General features: G+C 37.5%; 12 protein-coding genes. 5 read left to right on the top strand and 7 right to left on the bottom strand.

Annotated elements, in window-relative coordinates; translation table 11 throughout:
- Positions 1-8 precede the first annotated feature (8 nt).
- Complete coding sequence (locus AB1278_RS22815) at positions 9-923, top strand: hypothetical protein (protein ID WP_429817193.1); 915 nt, start codon at positions 9-11, stop codon at positions 921-923.
- Here AB1278_RS22815 and AB1278_RS22810 read toward each other — a convergent pair whose 3' ends face one another.
- The 3 genes from AB1278_RS22810 to AB1278_RS22800 are packed head-to-tail and all read right to left on the bottom strand — an operon-like array spanning position 924 to position 4,246.
- Positions 924-2,483 (bottom strand): tetratricopeptide repeat protein, encoded by a 1,560-nt coding sequence (locus AB1278_RS22810; protein ID WP_429817190.1) that lies wholly within the window; start codon positions 2,481-2,483, stop codon positions 924-926.
- A gap of 12 nt (positions 2,484-2,495) precedes the next feature.
- A complete protein-coding gene (locus AB1278_RS22805) occupies positions 2,496-3,107 on the bottom strand; it encodes a YdeI/OmpD-associated family protein (RefSeq protein WP_202841824.1) in 612 nt (203 codons plus the stop codon).
- 8 nt (positions 3,108-3,115) lie between these two features.
- Complete coding sequence (locus AB1278_RS22800; protein WP_429817187.1) at positions 3,116-4,246, bottom strand: serine hydrolase domain-containing protein; 1,131 nt, start codon at positions 4,244-4,246, stop codon at positions 3,116-3,118.
- Positions 4,247-4,344: 98 nt separating this feature from the next.
- Between AB1278_RS22800 and AB1278_RS22795 the strand changes: the two genes are divergently transcribed.
- Positions 4,345-5,673, top strand: coding sequence for a M48 family metalloprotease (locus AB1278_RS22795; RefSeq protein WP_429817184.1), 1,329 nt, complete (start codon positions 4,345-4,347; stop codon positions 5,671-5,673).
- A gap of 152 nt (positions 5,674-5,825) precedes the next feature.
- Here AB1278_RS22795 and AB1278_RS22790 read toward each other — a convergent pair whose 3' ends face one another.
- Both AB1278_RS22790 and AB1278_RS22785 read right to left on the bottom strand, forming a co-directional pair.
- Entirely contained in the window at positions 5,826-7,355 is a 1,530-nt protein-coding gene (locus tag AB1278_RS22790; RefSeq protein ID WP_202841819.1) for a hypothetical protein, read from the bottom strand.
- A gap of 82 nt (positions 7,356-7,437) precedes the next feature.
- Positions 7,438-8,979, bottom strand: a complete 1,542-nt coding sequence (locus AB1278_RS22785) for a glycine--tRNA ligase (RefSeq protein WP_110008346.1) — start codon at positions 8,977-8,979, stop codon at positions 7,438-7,440.
- Positions 8,980-9,264: 285 nt separating this feature from the next.
- Between AB1278_RS22785 and AB1278_RS22780 the strand changes: the two genes are divergently transcribed.
- Positions 9,265-9,963 carry a pseudouridine synthase gene (locus AB1278_RS22780; protein ID WP_343640780.1) on the top strand — a complete coding sequence of 233 codons (699 nt, stop codon included), beginning with the start codon at positions 9,265-9,267 and terminating at the stop codon, positions 9,961-9,963.
- A 300-nt stretch (positions 9,964-10,263) separates the two neighbouring features.
- On the top strand, positions 10,264-11,301 hold the full coding sequence (locus AB1278_RS22775) for a quinone-dependent dihydroorotate dehydrogenase (protein ID WP_429817181.1): 1,038 nt from the start codon (positions 10,264-10,266) through the stop codon (positions 11,299-11,301).
- Between the two features lie 30 nt (positions 11,302-11,331).
- On the opposite strand, the gene AB1278_RS22770 is transcribed toward AB1278_RS22775, so the two are convergent.
- On the bottom strand, positions 11,332-12,222 hold the full coding sequence (locus AB1278_RS22770) for a hypothetical protein (protein ID WP_429817178.1): 891 nt from the start codon (positions 12,220-12,222) through the stop codon (positions 11,332-11,334).
- A gap of 27 nt (positions 12,223-12,249) precedes the next feature.
- Positions 12,250-13,494, bottom strand: coding sequence for a DUF445 domain-containing protein (locus AB1278_RS22765; protein WP_429817175.1), 1,245 nt, complete (start codon positions 13,492-13,494; stop codon positions 12,250-12,252).
- A gap of 142 nt (positions 13,495-13,636) precedes the next feature.
- Between AB1278_RS22765 and msrB the strand changes: the two genes are divergently transcribed.
- Positions 13,637-14,083: a peptide-methionine (R)-S-oxide reductase MsrB gene (gene msrB / locus AB1278_RS22760; RefSeq protein WP_238349664.1), complete on the top strand. Its 447-nt coding sequence runs from the start codon at positions 13,637-13,639 to the stop codon at positions 14,081-14,083.
- Positions 14,084-14,189 lie beyond the last annotated feature (106 nt).

Below are 14,189 nucleotides of genomic sequence, written 5' to 3'. Positions count from 1 at the left end.
AAACATACATGATGAAAAAAAATTGTTTACTGATTTTAATGACGTTAAGCTTCCAGTGTGCATTTTCACAAATTGGAATCAATACTCCAAATCCGCAGGGCATTTTGCATATTGACGGACAAAAAGATAATCCTGCTTCAGGGTCTGTATTTACTCCAGCCCAGCAGAGTAATGATATCCTTGTGAACAGTGCTGGGAAAATAGGAGTTGGAACTTTGGTTCCAGCCGTAAAAGTGGATGCCAGAAATTCCGGAAACGGCGCCATTGGTTTTGGAACATCTGCCCTCACAGCCGCAGCCGCAGATGAGGGTGCCATACGGTATAATAACGGTGTGGAATATTCCAATGGAAATGAATGGCTTCCTTTGCTCACAGCACAGCCTGCCAGTAACAAAGTAATCGTTATTGCAGCCAAAACGACAAATAATGTAAAGCTGGCAACTCCTGCTGCTCCCACTATAACTGCGGGTTTACAGAACAGAGCGAGCAATTATCTTGTAGACTGGAGTAAAACTTTTGAAAGCAATTCCGGGACGAGCTTTAATGCTGCGACAGGTATTTTTACAGCTCCCAGAAATGGAATTTATGTAGCCACTTTCACTACAGATCTGGCTCCGCTGGCCATTAATTATACAACAGATCCTTTAAATCCTATTCAGATAGAAGCCATCTGGCAGCTTTATGATAATACGGCCGGACTGGCTGTCACCAATATTATCAACACCGTGAAATGTGCCAATACCATGTCCTCAAACAGCGTAGGAAATATTGATGCAGGAAGTAACTGTACCGCTTCATTCTACATGACAGCAGGGCAGAGGCTGATGCCTTACATCTGGTTTAATTTAAATAATTCAAACCTCGCTAATTTTTCGCTCAACAATACGGGCGGCTATAATAATCTTACCATAGCAGAACAGTAATCAGGAGATTTCATCAAGGGTTTTGATAAAAGCAGACGGGTGAAGTCCTGTAATCTTTTTGAACTCAAGAGAAAAAGCACTGTGGGAGGAATATCCCGTAATTTCTGCAAGGTGATTGATCTTATACTTTCTGTATTGAGGTTCATTTTTCAACTGGTTAACAATGTAATTGATCCTCAGATGATTAATGTATTGGTTGAAATTGAATTTCTTATGTTTCTTAATAACCGTTGAAAGGTATTTTGTATTGATATTCAATGTGTTGGCAAGATTGTAACGCGAAATGTTTTTGTTGTTAAACTCAAGGTTTTCTTCAAATATTTTTAATCCTTGTAATATGTTTTCCTCTACTTCCGGCGAAATTTTTATTTCTGTTGGAGTAGAGGTATTTTTTGCCTGAATATCCTCAGAAATTTCCTGTGGATCTTCCTCATAAATAACAGGAGAAATGCCTTCTCTGTAAATTCTGGCAACAACTTCTTTATGTTTTTTACGGAGACGGAGGGTATTGAAAATCACAGCTCCTAAAACAATTAACAATGCAAGGCACGCAATAATAAGCCCTTTTGAGACAGAATGGCTTTCATTGAGCTGCTGATGAAAACTCTCTTCTTTTTTAGAAAGTGTTTTGTTGACGGCCATGGCCTTGTTATAAGCAATGCTGTCTTTTAATGTAAGATTTTCAATTTTATATTTTTCGGTATTGGTATCGTCGTGAAGCTGGGCGTAGGCTTCTTCAAGATTTTTAGTAACCTCAATCTTTTTTTCATTGAATCCATACCGATCTACAATGGCCAGCGATTTCTGATAATAAAGCACCGCACTGTCCGGTTTATTCTGTTTTGAAAAAGAAAATCCGATATCATTCAGGATGTTTGCCCGAAGATAATAATTGTTTTCCCCTACCAGCGAAAGGGCTTTTACAAAATAAGGTTTAGCCTCCCTGAATTTTTTTACCTCAGATAAATTATATCCCATATTGGTATAAGCGGAAATCAACAGTTCATTTCTTCTGCTGACATTTTTAAGCTTCTGAAATTCCTGGATGGCACTTTTGGAATAATACGCTTTCTCTTTATACTGTTCCTTGTTAAGAAGGATCAAAAAAGAATTATAGATCATTCCTTTCAGCTCATGTCCTTCCTCGGTATTATTATTTTTTACTTCAGTGAGTGCATTTCGGAGGCTGGCAGAAGACTCTTTAAGCAGGCCGAGCTTTGCGTACTGAGTTCCCTGCATTCTGTATGCGAGCGCCTTTCCGATGCTGTAATCGCTTTGGGTCGCTATTGTAAGCGCCTTATCTGCAAAATCAAGACTTTTCTCAGCATCAGATCTCAGATAGCTGTTGAAAGACTTTAAATAATAAGCTTTTGCTAAAAATTCCGGGAGATTTCTTTTCCGTGCAGAATCTATAATCTTATTCAGAACAATTTCTGAGCTGTCCGGATTTTTGGACGATAGTGTACGGGCATACTTATATTGTCCCTCAAAATCAAATTCCTGAGCGAATGTAAAAATTGAAATAATCAGGAAGAAAAAGAGAATAATTTTTTTCTTCATTGTGTGTGTTTTTTATTTTTTCTGGTACTTCCAGTTGCGGCCTTTACCTTCGGCTATCCATTCCAAAGACTGTTCCAATCTTTTATTTCTGGTAGCTTCTGTTTTGGCTTCTGTAAGCCATGCAATATACTCTTTTCTGAAAGATGGTGAAGCTTTTTCAAAAATTTCTTTTGCTTTCGGCTGGGCATCCAGAGCAGATTGAAAATAATCAGGAATTTCCATTTCTATCCTGGATGGGGGTGCTTTTTTCATCGTTACGCCCATATCTGTAAGCTCCATGGCTTCTTTAATCGCTCTTTTAAGCTGAGGTTGGGATGGAAGATCTTCAAGACGGGTTATTTTTCCCAAACTGAACATTGAACTTTTTTCAGTATTTGTTTCTATTTCCTGTAAAGTTTTCATTTCCTGATGCAGCCAGAATCCCAGGCTGCAATATTGCTTGAAAGCGGTGATGGAACATAAAATCTTCCCTTTATACATGAAAGTGGGAAACTTCCATTTGATGGCTTCTTCCGCATCGGGGCAGGCTTCATGAATGATTTCACGAAGATAATTTAAGATAGGTTTTGCAAAATCGGGAGATTTTTCAATGTATTCATCAACTTTTACGCTATGTTTTTCCATACTGTTTATCAGAATAGTTCTACAATTTCATTCACAAGGAATTTTACCTGATCAGGTCTTCCTCTGTCATTCTTAGGATTGTTGGAGTAGCTTCCGGTTTTTACAATAACCATATTATGCTCCGGAACCATGATAATATACTGTCCCTGTAATCCGAGGAAATAATAATGTTTGACAGGATTGTCATGATTGATCCAAAGTCCCATTCCATAAATGTTTTCAGACTTTGCTGTAGGAGTTCTCATCTCTTCAATGAAGTCTGCATTGAGAATCTGATGATCTCCGGCTTTCCCATCATCCAGAAAAAGCTGTCCAAGTTTGGCAAAATCTCTTGCATTGGAATGAATGCAGCAATAGGCTTTTTCCATACCGTGATCATCTGTACTCCATTTGGCATTCTGTTCCATTCCCAGAGGAATCCAGAATTTTTCGGATAAATAGGTGGCCAGTGATTGATTCAATGCTTTTCGGAGTGCAAAACCAAGAAGCTGTGTCGAGCCGCTTTGATACTCAAATCTGACACCGGGTTCTTCTTTAAATCTCCGGGAAAATACAGCTTTTACAAGGCTTTTTCCATAATAGGCTTTAGCATTGGGCAGAAAAGGATTGTTGTAATCTTCATTCCAGTCCAGTCCGGCTTCCATCTCGGCCAAATTCTTAAGGGTAACCTGATTTCCAAAGGGTTTGTTTTTAAATTCGGGATAAAAATCTGAGAACTTTTCATCTAGAGTTGGAATAATTCCTTCTTCCAATGCCTTTCCAAGAAGCATCACCGTCACTGCTTTTGCCATAGAAAAAGAATTGGTTTGTGATAGCTGGTTGTAGCCATCCCAGTACTGTTCATGAAGAATTTTTCCATTCCTTATCACTACCAAAGCAGCTGTTCGGGAGTGTTTTAAGTTTTCAACTAAATGTTTAGGTAATTCTGTTTTATTGTAGTCCGAATCTTCCTCCCAGAGTTTGGGTTCTTCTGTTGCAACAGGATTGCTCGGGAAAAGATTTCCATCATCAATATGGGCGCTTGATTTTCCTTTCAGATAGGTTTTGGAAATGCCATTGAATAAATAATCATATCCCAGAAAATAAGCTGCTGCCGCACCGGCTACAGCCCCGCCTATCATATATTTTAGTATTCTCATTGTTTATGAATGGGTCTTTAACAAATTTAAAATAATTTGGTTATAAAATTTAAAATGAATCAGCAAATAAGTTATTTTTGTTCTTATTGATGAAAACTATGACCAGAAAAATTTTTGTATTGGGGTACTTCCTGTTTTCAATCCTGGGAACAGCCCAGATTTATAAACCGATAGATACTGCAGATTATATACAGAGAAAAGCATTTTTAAAGAGTTTTGAAGGGAATAATGAAGCAACTGTAAAGAGATTAAAGTCCCAATATTCAGGGAAAACAGGCTCTGAATTATCCAAAATTTATAAAGAATTCGGAACAGACTTTGAAAAGCAGGTGAAGAATAAGGATTTTATTTTTAAATCTGAATTTGAAACCAGCATACAGTCCATGATTCAACGTCTTAAAAAGAACAACCCAGCAATTCCCCAGGATCTTAAAATTCTGATTGCCAAAGACAACACTCCCAATGCCTATTGCCTTGCTGACGGAACTTTTGTCATCAATATGGGGCTTTACAGCTGGCTGAATAACGAGGAACAGATTGCTGCAGTGATTTCCCATGAGCTTGGGCATAAAATAGAGGAGCACTCCCTGAAGATTTTTTTGAAAATTATAGAACAGGATAAACAGGATAAACTGGTGGTTGAGAATATCAAATCCACTACGACAAGCAGAAGCCAGAGCCAGAACCAGAAGGCTTTCGATATTTTTAAAAACAGAGTCTACAAGAAAAGCGTGGAAAGAAGACAAAATGAAATACAGGCAGATTCTTTAGGGTATGTTATTTTTAAAAACAGTGATTTCAGGAAAACAGAATTTGTCAATGCTCTTCAGAGGTTACAGGATTTTGATACGATCTCTCCACGGGAATTAAAGGTGGAAACCTATAAAAAACTGTTTAATCTTCCCAGGCAGGCATTCAATGAGAAATGGATGAAAAAGGAAGATTTTTCCCTGTACAATTATAACTTTTATAAAGAAAAGCTGAACAAAGATTCTCTGGCATCGCATCCTGAAGTTTCCAGAAGAATAGAAGCGCTTAAAAGGACTTTTACAGAACTTAAAACTCCTGTCAGTCCGGAAAAACCTTCAGACCTTTTTTTAACATTAAGAAAAACTGCAAGGATGGAGATTTTACCCAATTATTTCCATTCGGAAGATTATGGACTGGGAATCTACGCTGCCATGCAGTTTTTGCAGGATGAAGAGGAGGAAAAATACTATAAAAGCTGGTTGGGAAGATGCTTTACCAAAATATATGAGGCGAGAAAAAATTATAATCTCAACCGGTATCTGGATAGAATAGAACCTAAAAATCAAAGTGAAAGCTACCAGCAGTTTCTGAACTTTATGTGGAATTTAAGTCTTGATGAAATAAAGAATATAGCAGACTTTTATCAGACGAATGAGACGCTGGCAAAAGCAAACTGATTTTAATTATAAATGATTGAAATATCGATAGGAATGGGCTATTGTCCTGAGCTTAGTAGAAGGGAGCCTGTTTTTGAAATAATAAAATTCCGCTGGCTTTAGCCTAAACACAAAAGAAAGAACCCTGATGTTTTGTCAGGGTTCTTATTATTTTAATAATTTAATTTTTCCAAACGGATTTTATTGAATTTCTCTTTCTCGTTATACTCCCTGAGCAGGATATAGCCTTCTTTTCCTACATATGGCGTTACTGCATAATTATCTTTTTCAGAGATCGGAATAATCTCCTGTTTGAATTTTCCGTCAATAATAGTATTGATAAACAGATTCCATCTTTTTTGTTTGGTGACTTCATCTTTTTGATAGTCACGATAGAAAAACACCACATCTTTTCCTCCGTTAAGGTACTGTGAAAAAAGATAATCGCTGTTCACCCATTTTGATTTTTCCTTTTCAAAAACCTGAACATTTTTCACTTTAAAATCCTTATCCGTGTAGATGTACACAAGATCAGTCGTCTTTGGTGCGTTATACTGACCGGCCGGCTTATACTTTTCTGATAAAATACCCACACTTCCATCATTCATAAAGTACATGTCTTTAGTCTGAAGCATGTATCCGCTTTCTACCATACCATTTTTATTGAGCTTCGGGAGAAAAGCAGAGATGTTGGGCTCATAATTAATTGTTTTCGTATCTACAGAGAAATCGGATTTGTTGAGGAGCATTCTCGCAAACCCTACTGATTCTGAGTTATCATAGTTTCTTCCCAGCAAAACTACTTTATCATCAAAGGTTTTATCATTATCAAGCTTTCTGTAATTGGAGTAGAAAGATTCAATATTGTCTATGGTATCATCAGATAATCCGGTGATGGGTTTGCTGGATTTCTCTTTTCCGGTTTTCATATCAAGAACCATGAGGCTGAATGTTTTCTGCTTGTCATTCACTTTTTTCATAATGCAGTACATATTGTTCTCATCCCTTTCCAGAACAGAAAGGGTAGTGTACAGTTTTTTGCTGCCGTCTGTGTTGTATTGATACCTCCAGATTTCCTTTTTGTTTTCATCAAACCTCATGAGGCTGTTGCTGTTTTCATACTTGCCGTAATCTTTGTATTCAACAGCAAAATAACCGCCTTCTTTCAGTTCTCCTACCGCAGAAACGTAGTTATAGCCTTTCTCTTTTTTCTCATCACGGTTTTCCTTACGTTGTTCTTTCCAGCTCTTCGGTTCGTTGATCTCTTTGAAAGTGCCGTTTTCCAGATAATCATAATATATTTTTCGGGTAATAGAGTTGGTTTTCGGATCGATTACCATAGAAACCGGAGTAAAGACTTCTTTGCTCTTCACAAGAGAATAATCCATCATGGAAGGCTTTAAAATAATCTGACCTTTAAAATCAACATATCCCAGATAAGAAGCAGCCGTGATATCTCCCTCAAACTCTTTATTGGCAACAGGGTTGAGGTTTTTATCAAGAATTACATACTCAAATTTCTTGGTCTTGTCACCGGATTTACCATAAGAATAGAGAGAAACGTAACCGTACAGATTGTCTTTATCATCGAATAGAGCATTCATCCCCACATGGTCGCCGGCAGCGAGAGTTGTCAGGTCCTGAGTTTGGGAAAAAGCAAATGTCTGGATCAGACCAAACATCATCAGCGTTATTTTTTTCATGGTTAAAATTTGAGGGATAAAAATAATAAATTAACCCATATGTTGCGAAAAATAAAAAAGCCCTGAAACCAGGGCTTTGTAACTATAATTGAGAAAGTAAATTTCTGAAGTTCGTTTTTTCATCAATGATTCTTCTCAGCTCTGAAACAGGAACTCTTTCCTGCTGCATCGTATCTCTGTCTCTGATGGTTACCGTGTGATCTGTAAGAGAATCGTGATCCACAGTGATACAGTATGGAGTACCAATGGCATCCTGTCTTCTGTAACGTTTTCCGATGGCATCTTTCTCTTCATAGAACAGGTTGAAATCATATTTCAGATCATTGAAGATCTTTTCAGCATATTCTGCTAAACCATCTCTCTTCATCAATGGAAGAATAGCTGCTTTAATGGGTGCCAATGCCGGAGGTAAAGATAAAACCGTTCTTTCTGAACCGTCTTCCAACACTTCGTCTCTTAAACAATGAGAGAATATGGAAAGGAATAATCTGTCTAAACCTACTGAAGTTTCCACTACATAAGGAACATAATTTTCGTTTCTTTCAGGATCGAAGAACTGTAACTTTCTGCCGGAATGTTTCTCATGAGCTTTTAAGTCGAAATCTGTTCTTGAGTGAATACCTTCCAGTTCTTTAAATCCGAATGGGAAGTTAAACTCAATATCAGCCGCAGCATTAGCATAGTGAGCAAGCTTTTCGTGATCGTGGAATCTGTAGTTCTCATCTCCCAAACCTAAAGCTCTGTGCCAGTTCAGACGTTTCTGCTTCCACTGTTCGTAGAATTCAAGTTCTGTTCCCGGAGCTACAAAGAACTGCATTTCCATCTGTTCGAATTCACGCATTCTGAAAATGAACTGTCTCGCAACAATCTCATTTCTGAATGCTTTACCGATCTGTGCAATACCGAAAGGAAGCTTGTGACGTGAAGTTTTCTGTACGTTTAAGAAGTTAACGAAAATACCCTGAGCCGTTTCAGGTCTCAGATAAAGATCCATAGCACTGTCAGCAGAAGCACCAAGCTTTGTCCCGAACATCAGGTTGAACTGTCTTACTTCCGTCCAGTTTTTAGAACCTGTATCAGGATCTGCAATTTCAAGCTCCTCAATTAAAGCTTTTACATCAGCAAGGTCTTCATTTTCCAGAGATTTTGCCAGTCTTGAAAGAATAGCCTCTCTTTTTGCTCTGTATTCAATAATTTTTGGATTGGTAGATACAAACTGATCTTTATCGAAAGCCTCACCGAATCTTTTAGCTGCCTTTTCGATTTCCTTATTCTCTTTATCTTCAATTTTAGCACAATAATCTTCCACCAAAACGTCTGCTCTGAAACGTTTCTTAGAATCTTTATTATCAATCAATGGATCGTTGAAAGCGTCTACGTGGCCCGATGCCTTCCAGGTTGTAGGATGCATAAGGATCGCCGAATCAATGCCGACAATATTTTCGTTAAGCTGTACCATAGCTTTCCACCAATATTGTTTGATATTATTTTTTAGTTCGGCACCGTTCTGTCCATAATCATAAACAGCGGATAAACCATCATAGATCTCACTCGATGGGAAAATAAAACCATATTCTTTAGCGTGAGAAATCACTTTCTTGAAAACATCTTCTTGCTTTGCCATAATTTTTTTACGTCTGAAATGCAAAAATAGCAATTTGGATCCAAAATCATGAGATTCAATAAAAAAAGCAGTTAATAAACAGATAAATATTGACAATTTAATTTTTCAGGAGCCGGGAACCCGCTCTCCGTTGCAATTCCTCGCTCGGCGGCTCTGCTTCGCGCCGCCGCCTCACTGCGGGATTTTCTCTCAGATCGGGGCTATTGATAAAGGAATGTCTAAACCTGTTAGGTTTACAAAGATGGCAGCATATAATATCAATCGAAAAATCTTTACTTTTGCCGGATGTTAGAAATTCTTTATCGTGACGAGCATCTTATTGCCATCAACAAACCCAGCGGATTACTGGTTCATAAATCTTTTTATGCCGGAGAAGCTGATACATATGCTATTCAGGAGTTGAAGAAACAGATCGGGCAAAAAGTGTATCCCGTACATCGGTTAGACCGGAAAACTTCGGGGGTTCTGCTTTTTACTCTGGATAAAGATACTCTTAGAATCATGAGCGAGCAGTTTGCATCACGCGATGTAGAGAAGAAATATCTGGCCATTCTTCGGGGTTGGACAAAAGAAGAAGAAACGATTGATTATGACTTGGTTAATGAAAATGAAGTTAAGCAAAATGCCGTTACAAACTATCGCCGTTTGCAGACTTCAGAAATAGATTTGCCTTTTTTAAAACACCAGACTTCGAGATATTCTTTGGTAGAAGCTATTCCTGAAACGGGAAGATTTCATCAGCTGAGAAAACATTTTAAACATATTCTCCATCCTATTTTAGGTTGCCGGAAACATGGCTGCAACAAACAAAATAAGTTGTGGCTTCAAACATTTGACATCAACAAAATGACGCTTCATGCCCATCAATTGATTTTTAATCATCCCATTTCTAACGAAAGAATCACCGTAAATGCTACTATAGATGAAGAGTTTAAAAGAGTAGGAGATATTCTGAAATTTGATCTGAGTGCATACTCTTCATGAAAACCTTAAGATTTTTAATATCCTTGTCAAGGTTTTAAACCTTGACAAGGATGGGATTTCTAAGTATCCCATTCCATTTAACAGATAACACAGATTTCTCTGTACATATTGTTTTAACGCAATGCTAGCAAAGTTATTGATAAATAGCTTTTATTTTCTTTTCGATCGTAGCGTTTAGAAAAAAATGATCTCATCAATATTTATATCTTATAGATGCTGTATATGAGATATTTCGATAAAATATCATACATCAATCTAGCATTAATTTTAAAATGAGTAATTTTGTAAAACTTTTTTTCAATGTACAAATCGCTCATTCGTCCGATCCTTTTCAAATTTGATCCTGAAGAAGTTCATCATTTTACATTTTCAATGCTTAAAAATTTTGGATTTCTTACCAAACTGTTTTTACCAAAACCTATTGAAGACAAACGTCTGGAAAGAGAAGTCTTTGGATTGAAATTTAAAAATCCTGTAGGACTGGCTGCCGGTTTCGATAAAAATGCAGTGTTATTTAACGAATTGGGAGATCTTGGTTTCGGATTTGTAGAAATAGGAACCGTTACCCCGAGAGCGCAAGCCGGAAATCCTAAGAAAAGATTGTTCCGTTTGATTGAAGATGGTGGGATCATCAACAGAATGGGATTCAATAATGATGGTCTTGAAGCAGCTATTGAAAAACTGAAATCCAATAAAGGAAAAATAATCATCGGTGGAAACATCGGGAAAAATACAGATACAAGTCCGGAAAATTATACGCAGGATTACTTAGACTGTTTTGAAGGTCTTCATCCTCATGTAGATTACTTTGTATTGAATGTGAGCTGCCCGAACGTAGGAAGCCACGCGAAACTGGAAGATGTAGACTATCTGAGAGAACTGATTACGGAAGTGAAAAAAATAAACCAGTCAAAATCTGTACAGAAACCTATATTACTGAAAATTGCACCGGATTTGAATAACAATCAGTTAGACGAAATCATTGATCTGATCGCTGAAACAAAAATAGATGGTATTGTAGTTTCCAATACATCCGTGAACAGAGAAGGCCTGAAAACCTCTCCGGAAGTTTTAGCACAGATAGGAAATGGTGGATTAAGCGGAAAGCCCATCCGTGAGAGAAGTACAAAAATGATCAAATACCTTTCCGATAAAAGCAACAGGGCATTTCCAATCATTGGAGTAGGAGGAATTCACTCTGCTAAGGATGCGATGGAGAAGCTGGATGCAGGGGCTACACTGGTTCAGTTGTATACCGGATTTATTTATGAAGGTCCGCAACTGATCAACGACATCAATCAGGAATTACTAAAAAGAGCCAGCAGATTACCGAGATAAAATAAAAGAGAGTTGATATGACTCTCTTTTTTATTTTGACTTTACAACGGATGCGTTTTTAATATTTAATGTAAGCGTATGGGGCGGAGTGCTTTCGGTTTTCCCTATTTTATAGATAATCGTTTGTTTGTCTTTGGATTTCGTTTTGGTAACGTCATATATATTTTCGCGGCAGCTCTCAGTCAGGAATTCTTCATAGTTTTTATAATTCCAGTCTTTTGTAAAGTAAAGAACACGGTAGCCTTTCTCTCCATTGCTTGCCCCGCATTGCCCGCAGGCATTAAAATTTGATATTTCCTCAAAATACAGTAAAATCCTGTTCCCATTTTCTCCTGAGGAATAGGAAATTAGCTCGTTTCCGCCTGCTTTATTGATGAAATCATAGGTATTGATTTTCTTATTATTGGGTAAATACAGATAATTGTTGAGACGGTAGATCATCATATTGCCTGTAAACAATTTTGCAGGCTGAGCTTTTCCATCCAGATAAAAATGTCCTGGAACAGGGTTGGTATTCAGGCTGCTATTTTCAAATACAATAGATTCCTTTGGGGCTAATTTCTGGGCTATTTCATCCGTCTTTTCCACTTTCTGAAGAGAAGTGATCTGCTCTTTCAAAAGCTTCGAATTCTGTTTTTGTTTCGTCCCAAAATTATACAGCGACAAATTTCCATAATAGTCATATATTCCGGTAAGCGGGATTTTCTTTTTGTATTTGTCATAATAATACCATCCATCCACATAATGCTGATACTGGTCACAATCTACTATTCCAGTATAGTTGAGTTCAATGGTAATCGGTATTCCTCCGATTTTTCCCGTAAACGTTTGGGAAGAATCCGTTACTTTCTTTAATTCAACTTTTTGACACAGGGCAAATGTGAGAAAACAAAAAAAGAAGACACTGAAAATTTTTTTCATGGCTGAGTGATCGTGGATTTTAGTTTTTTAAATGAAGAAGTGTGCGATGGTATAGATAATCAGACCGACCAGGCCTCCTACCAGCGTTCCGTTGACCCGGATAAACTGCAGGTCTTTCCCTACTTCCAGTTCCAGTTTTTCACTGAGCTCTTTTCCCTGCCAGTTCCCAACGGTAGTACTGATGAGGTTTCCGAATTGATGAGTGTTTTTCAGGATGTACTTATAAGCCGTCACACGAACCCAATGGTCAATTTTGTTCTGAAAGTTTTCATCTGTTTTTAAATTCCGGGCAAACTCATTCAGGTTTTTTGAAAGGTACTTTTTCAAAGCAGAATCCTCCTCGTGAAGTTCTTTCATCAACGTTTTTTTAATGGAAACCCAGATATCATTGGAATATTCATCCAGTTTATCATTTTTGAGAAGACCGTTTTTAATCGTTTTAAATTCTTCATCCCATTTCGGATCTTCTTTCAGATCAACGGAAAATTCATGAATCTTCTGAGTGATCAATGCTCTTACTTCATGCTGAGGATCTTCTTCTATTTCTTTGAAAAAATCAGAAAGTCCGTCGGCAATTTTATCAGCAATTTTGTTATCTACAAAAGATGGAATGAACGAATAACTGCCTTTTTTTACTCTCTCCTGGATCATTTCATCGTTTTCAATGATGTATTCTTTGATCTGTTTTGAAAGATTGGTGATGATTCTCTGGTGATCATTTTTTTCCAGTATATAACCGATTCCGTTTCCTACTACTTTATTAAGCTTGACATCATCTGTCATTTCAGAAACCTTTTTGCTGATAAACTGGCTTACCGTAGAATCATCCAGTTTATTGAGAATATCAAGAACAATATCCGAAAGGTTTTTAATCAAAATGTCCTGGCTTTTTTCCTTGGCCAGCCATTCTCCCACAAAATTGGATACTTTAAGCTTTTGGATGTAAGGGCGGATATTCTGAGGTGAAAGGAAGTTTCCCACCACGAAATTTCCAAGGTTGTCTCCCAGTCTCTGCTTACTGTTTTCAATCAGGTTGGTATGGGGAATAGGAAGCCCGAGAGGATGCCGGAATAAGGCCGTTACCGCAAACCAGTCCGCAAGCGCACCCACCATAGCGGCTTCAGCAAAGGCCCGGACATAGCCAATCCAGTGAGAGTTATCAGACTTCTGTAAAATAGTGGTAACAATGAAAATAACAGCCATCAGGATAAATAATCCGGTGGCAAATGCTTTATATTTTCTAAGTTGTTTTCTTTTTGCTTCGTCATTCATATTCTCAAATTTACTAAATTTGGTTATGAAACCATTCGTGGTTAAAGAATTAAAATTTACTATGAAATTTTTAATTTCAATAACCCTATTAATTATTCTGCAGGCATGTACGCAGAAATATGAACCTATTAAAAAAACTCCTATGGAAAATACACAAGCAAAAAGCAATCCATACTACTCCAGAACAGATACTTCAAAACTCAATGTTTCCAATGAAGAATGGAAAAAAATCCTTGCTCCGGATCTATACGCAATAGCCAGAGAAGCGGCAACAGAAAGAGCTTTTACAGGAAAATATAACGAATTTGATGAGGTAGGAGAATATTATTGTGCGGTATGTGGAAATCATCTGTTCCGTTCGACATCAAAATTTTCCAGCAGCTGCGGCTGGCCGAGTTTCTTTGAAGCTGATAAAGAAGGAGTCTATTATGTAAGAGATCAGTCGTACGGTATGGATAGAGTAGAGGTACTTTGTAAAAGATGTGATTCCCATCTGGGACATGTTTTTGATGACGGTCCGAAGCCTACAGGATTAAGATATTGTATGAATTCTATAAGTCTGGAATTTGTTCCGGATTCTCAAAAATAACCACTTTAATTCACAAAATCAGGACGTTAAAGTTTCTTAAATAGCGTTAAACTTTGTAGAGTTATAACCCCTTGGTAATTATGTTTTTATAATTTTGCCCCACTAA

Origin of the sequence: Chryseobacterium sp. NRRL B-14798 (assembly GCF_050470705.1) — a bacterium.
Classification (GTDB): Bacteria; Bacteroidota; Bacteroidia; order Flavobacteriales; family Weeksellaceae; genus Chryseobacterium; species Chryseobacterium cupriresistens.
This window is presented reverse-complemented; position numbering and strand designations above follow the sequence as displayed.

Bases quoted from the DNA above. Each gene is read 5' to 3' on its own strand.
- AB1278_RS22815 (WP_429817193.1), top strand. From the start codon at position 9: ATGATGAAAAAAAATTGTTTACTGATTTTAATGACGTTAAGCTTCCAG.
- AB1278_RS22810 (WP_429817190.1), bottom strand. From the start codon at position 2,483: ATGAAGAAAAAAATTATTCTCTTTTTCTTCCTGATTATTTCAATTTTT.
- AB1278_RS22805 (WP_202841824.1), bottom strand. From the start codon at position 3,107: ATGGAAAAACATAGCGTAAAAGTTGATGAATACATTGAAAAATCTCCC.
- AB1278_RS22800 (WP_429817187.1), bottom strand. From the start codon at position 4,246: ATGAGAATACTAAAATATATGATAGGCGGGGCTGTAGCCGGTGCGGCA.
- AB1278_RS22795 (WP_429817184.1), top strand. From the start codon at position 4,345: ATGACCAGAAAAATTTTTGTATTGGGGTACTTCCTGTTTTCAATCCTG.
- AB1278_RS22790 (WP_202841819.1), bottom strand. From the start codon at position 7,355: ATGAAAAAAATAACGCTGATGATGTTTGGTCTGATCCAGACATTTGCT.
- AB1278_RS22785 (WP_110008346.1), bottom strand. From the start codon at position 8,979: ATGGCAAAGCAAGAAGATGTTTTCAAGAAAGTGATTTCTCACGCTAAA.
- AB1278_RS22780 (WP_343640780.1), top strand. From the start codon at position 9,265: ATGTTAGAAATTCTTTATCGTGACGAGCATCTTATTGCCATCAACAAA.
- AB1278_RS22775 (WP_429817181.1), top strand. From the start codon at position 10,264: ATGTACAAATCGCTCATTCGTCCGATCCTTTTCAAATTTGATCCTGAA.
- AB1278_RS22770 (WP_429817178.1), bottom strand. From the start codon at position 12,222: ATGAAAAAAATTTTCAGTGTCTTCTTTTTTTGTTTTCTCACATTTGCC.
- AB1278_RS22765 (WP_429817175.1), bottom strand. From the start codon at position 13,494: ATGAATGACGAAGCAAAAAGAAAACAACTTAGAAAATATAAAGCATTT.
- msrB (WP_238349664.1), top strand. From the start codon at position 13,637: ATGGAAAATACACAAGCAAAAAGCAATCCATACTACTCCAGAACAGAT.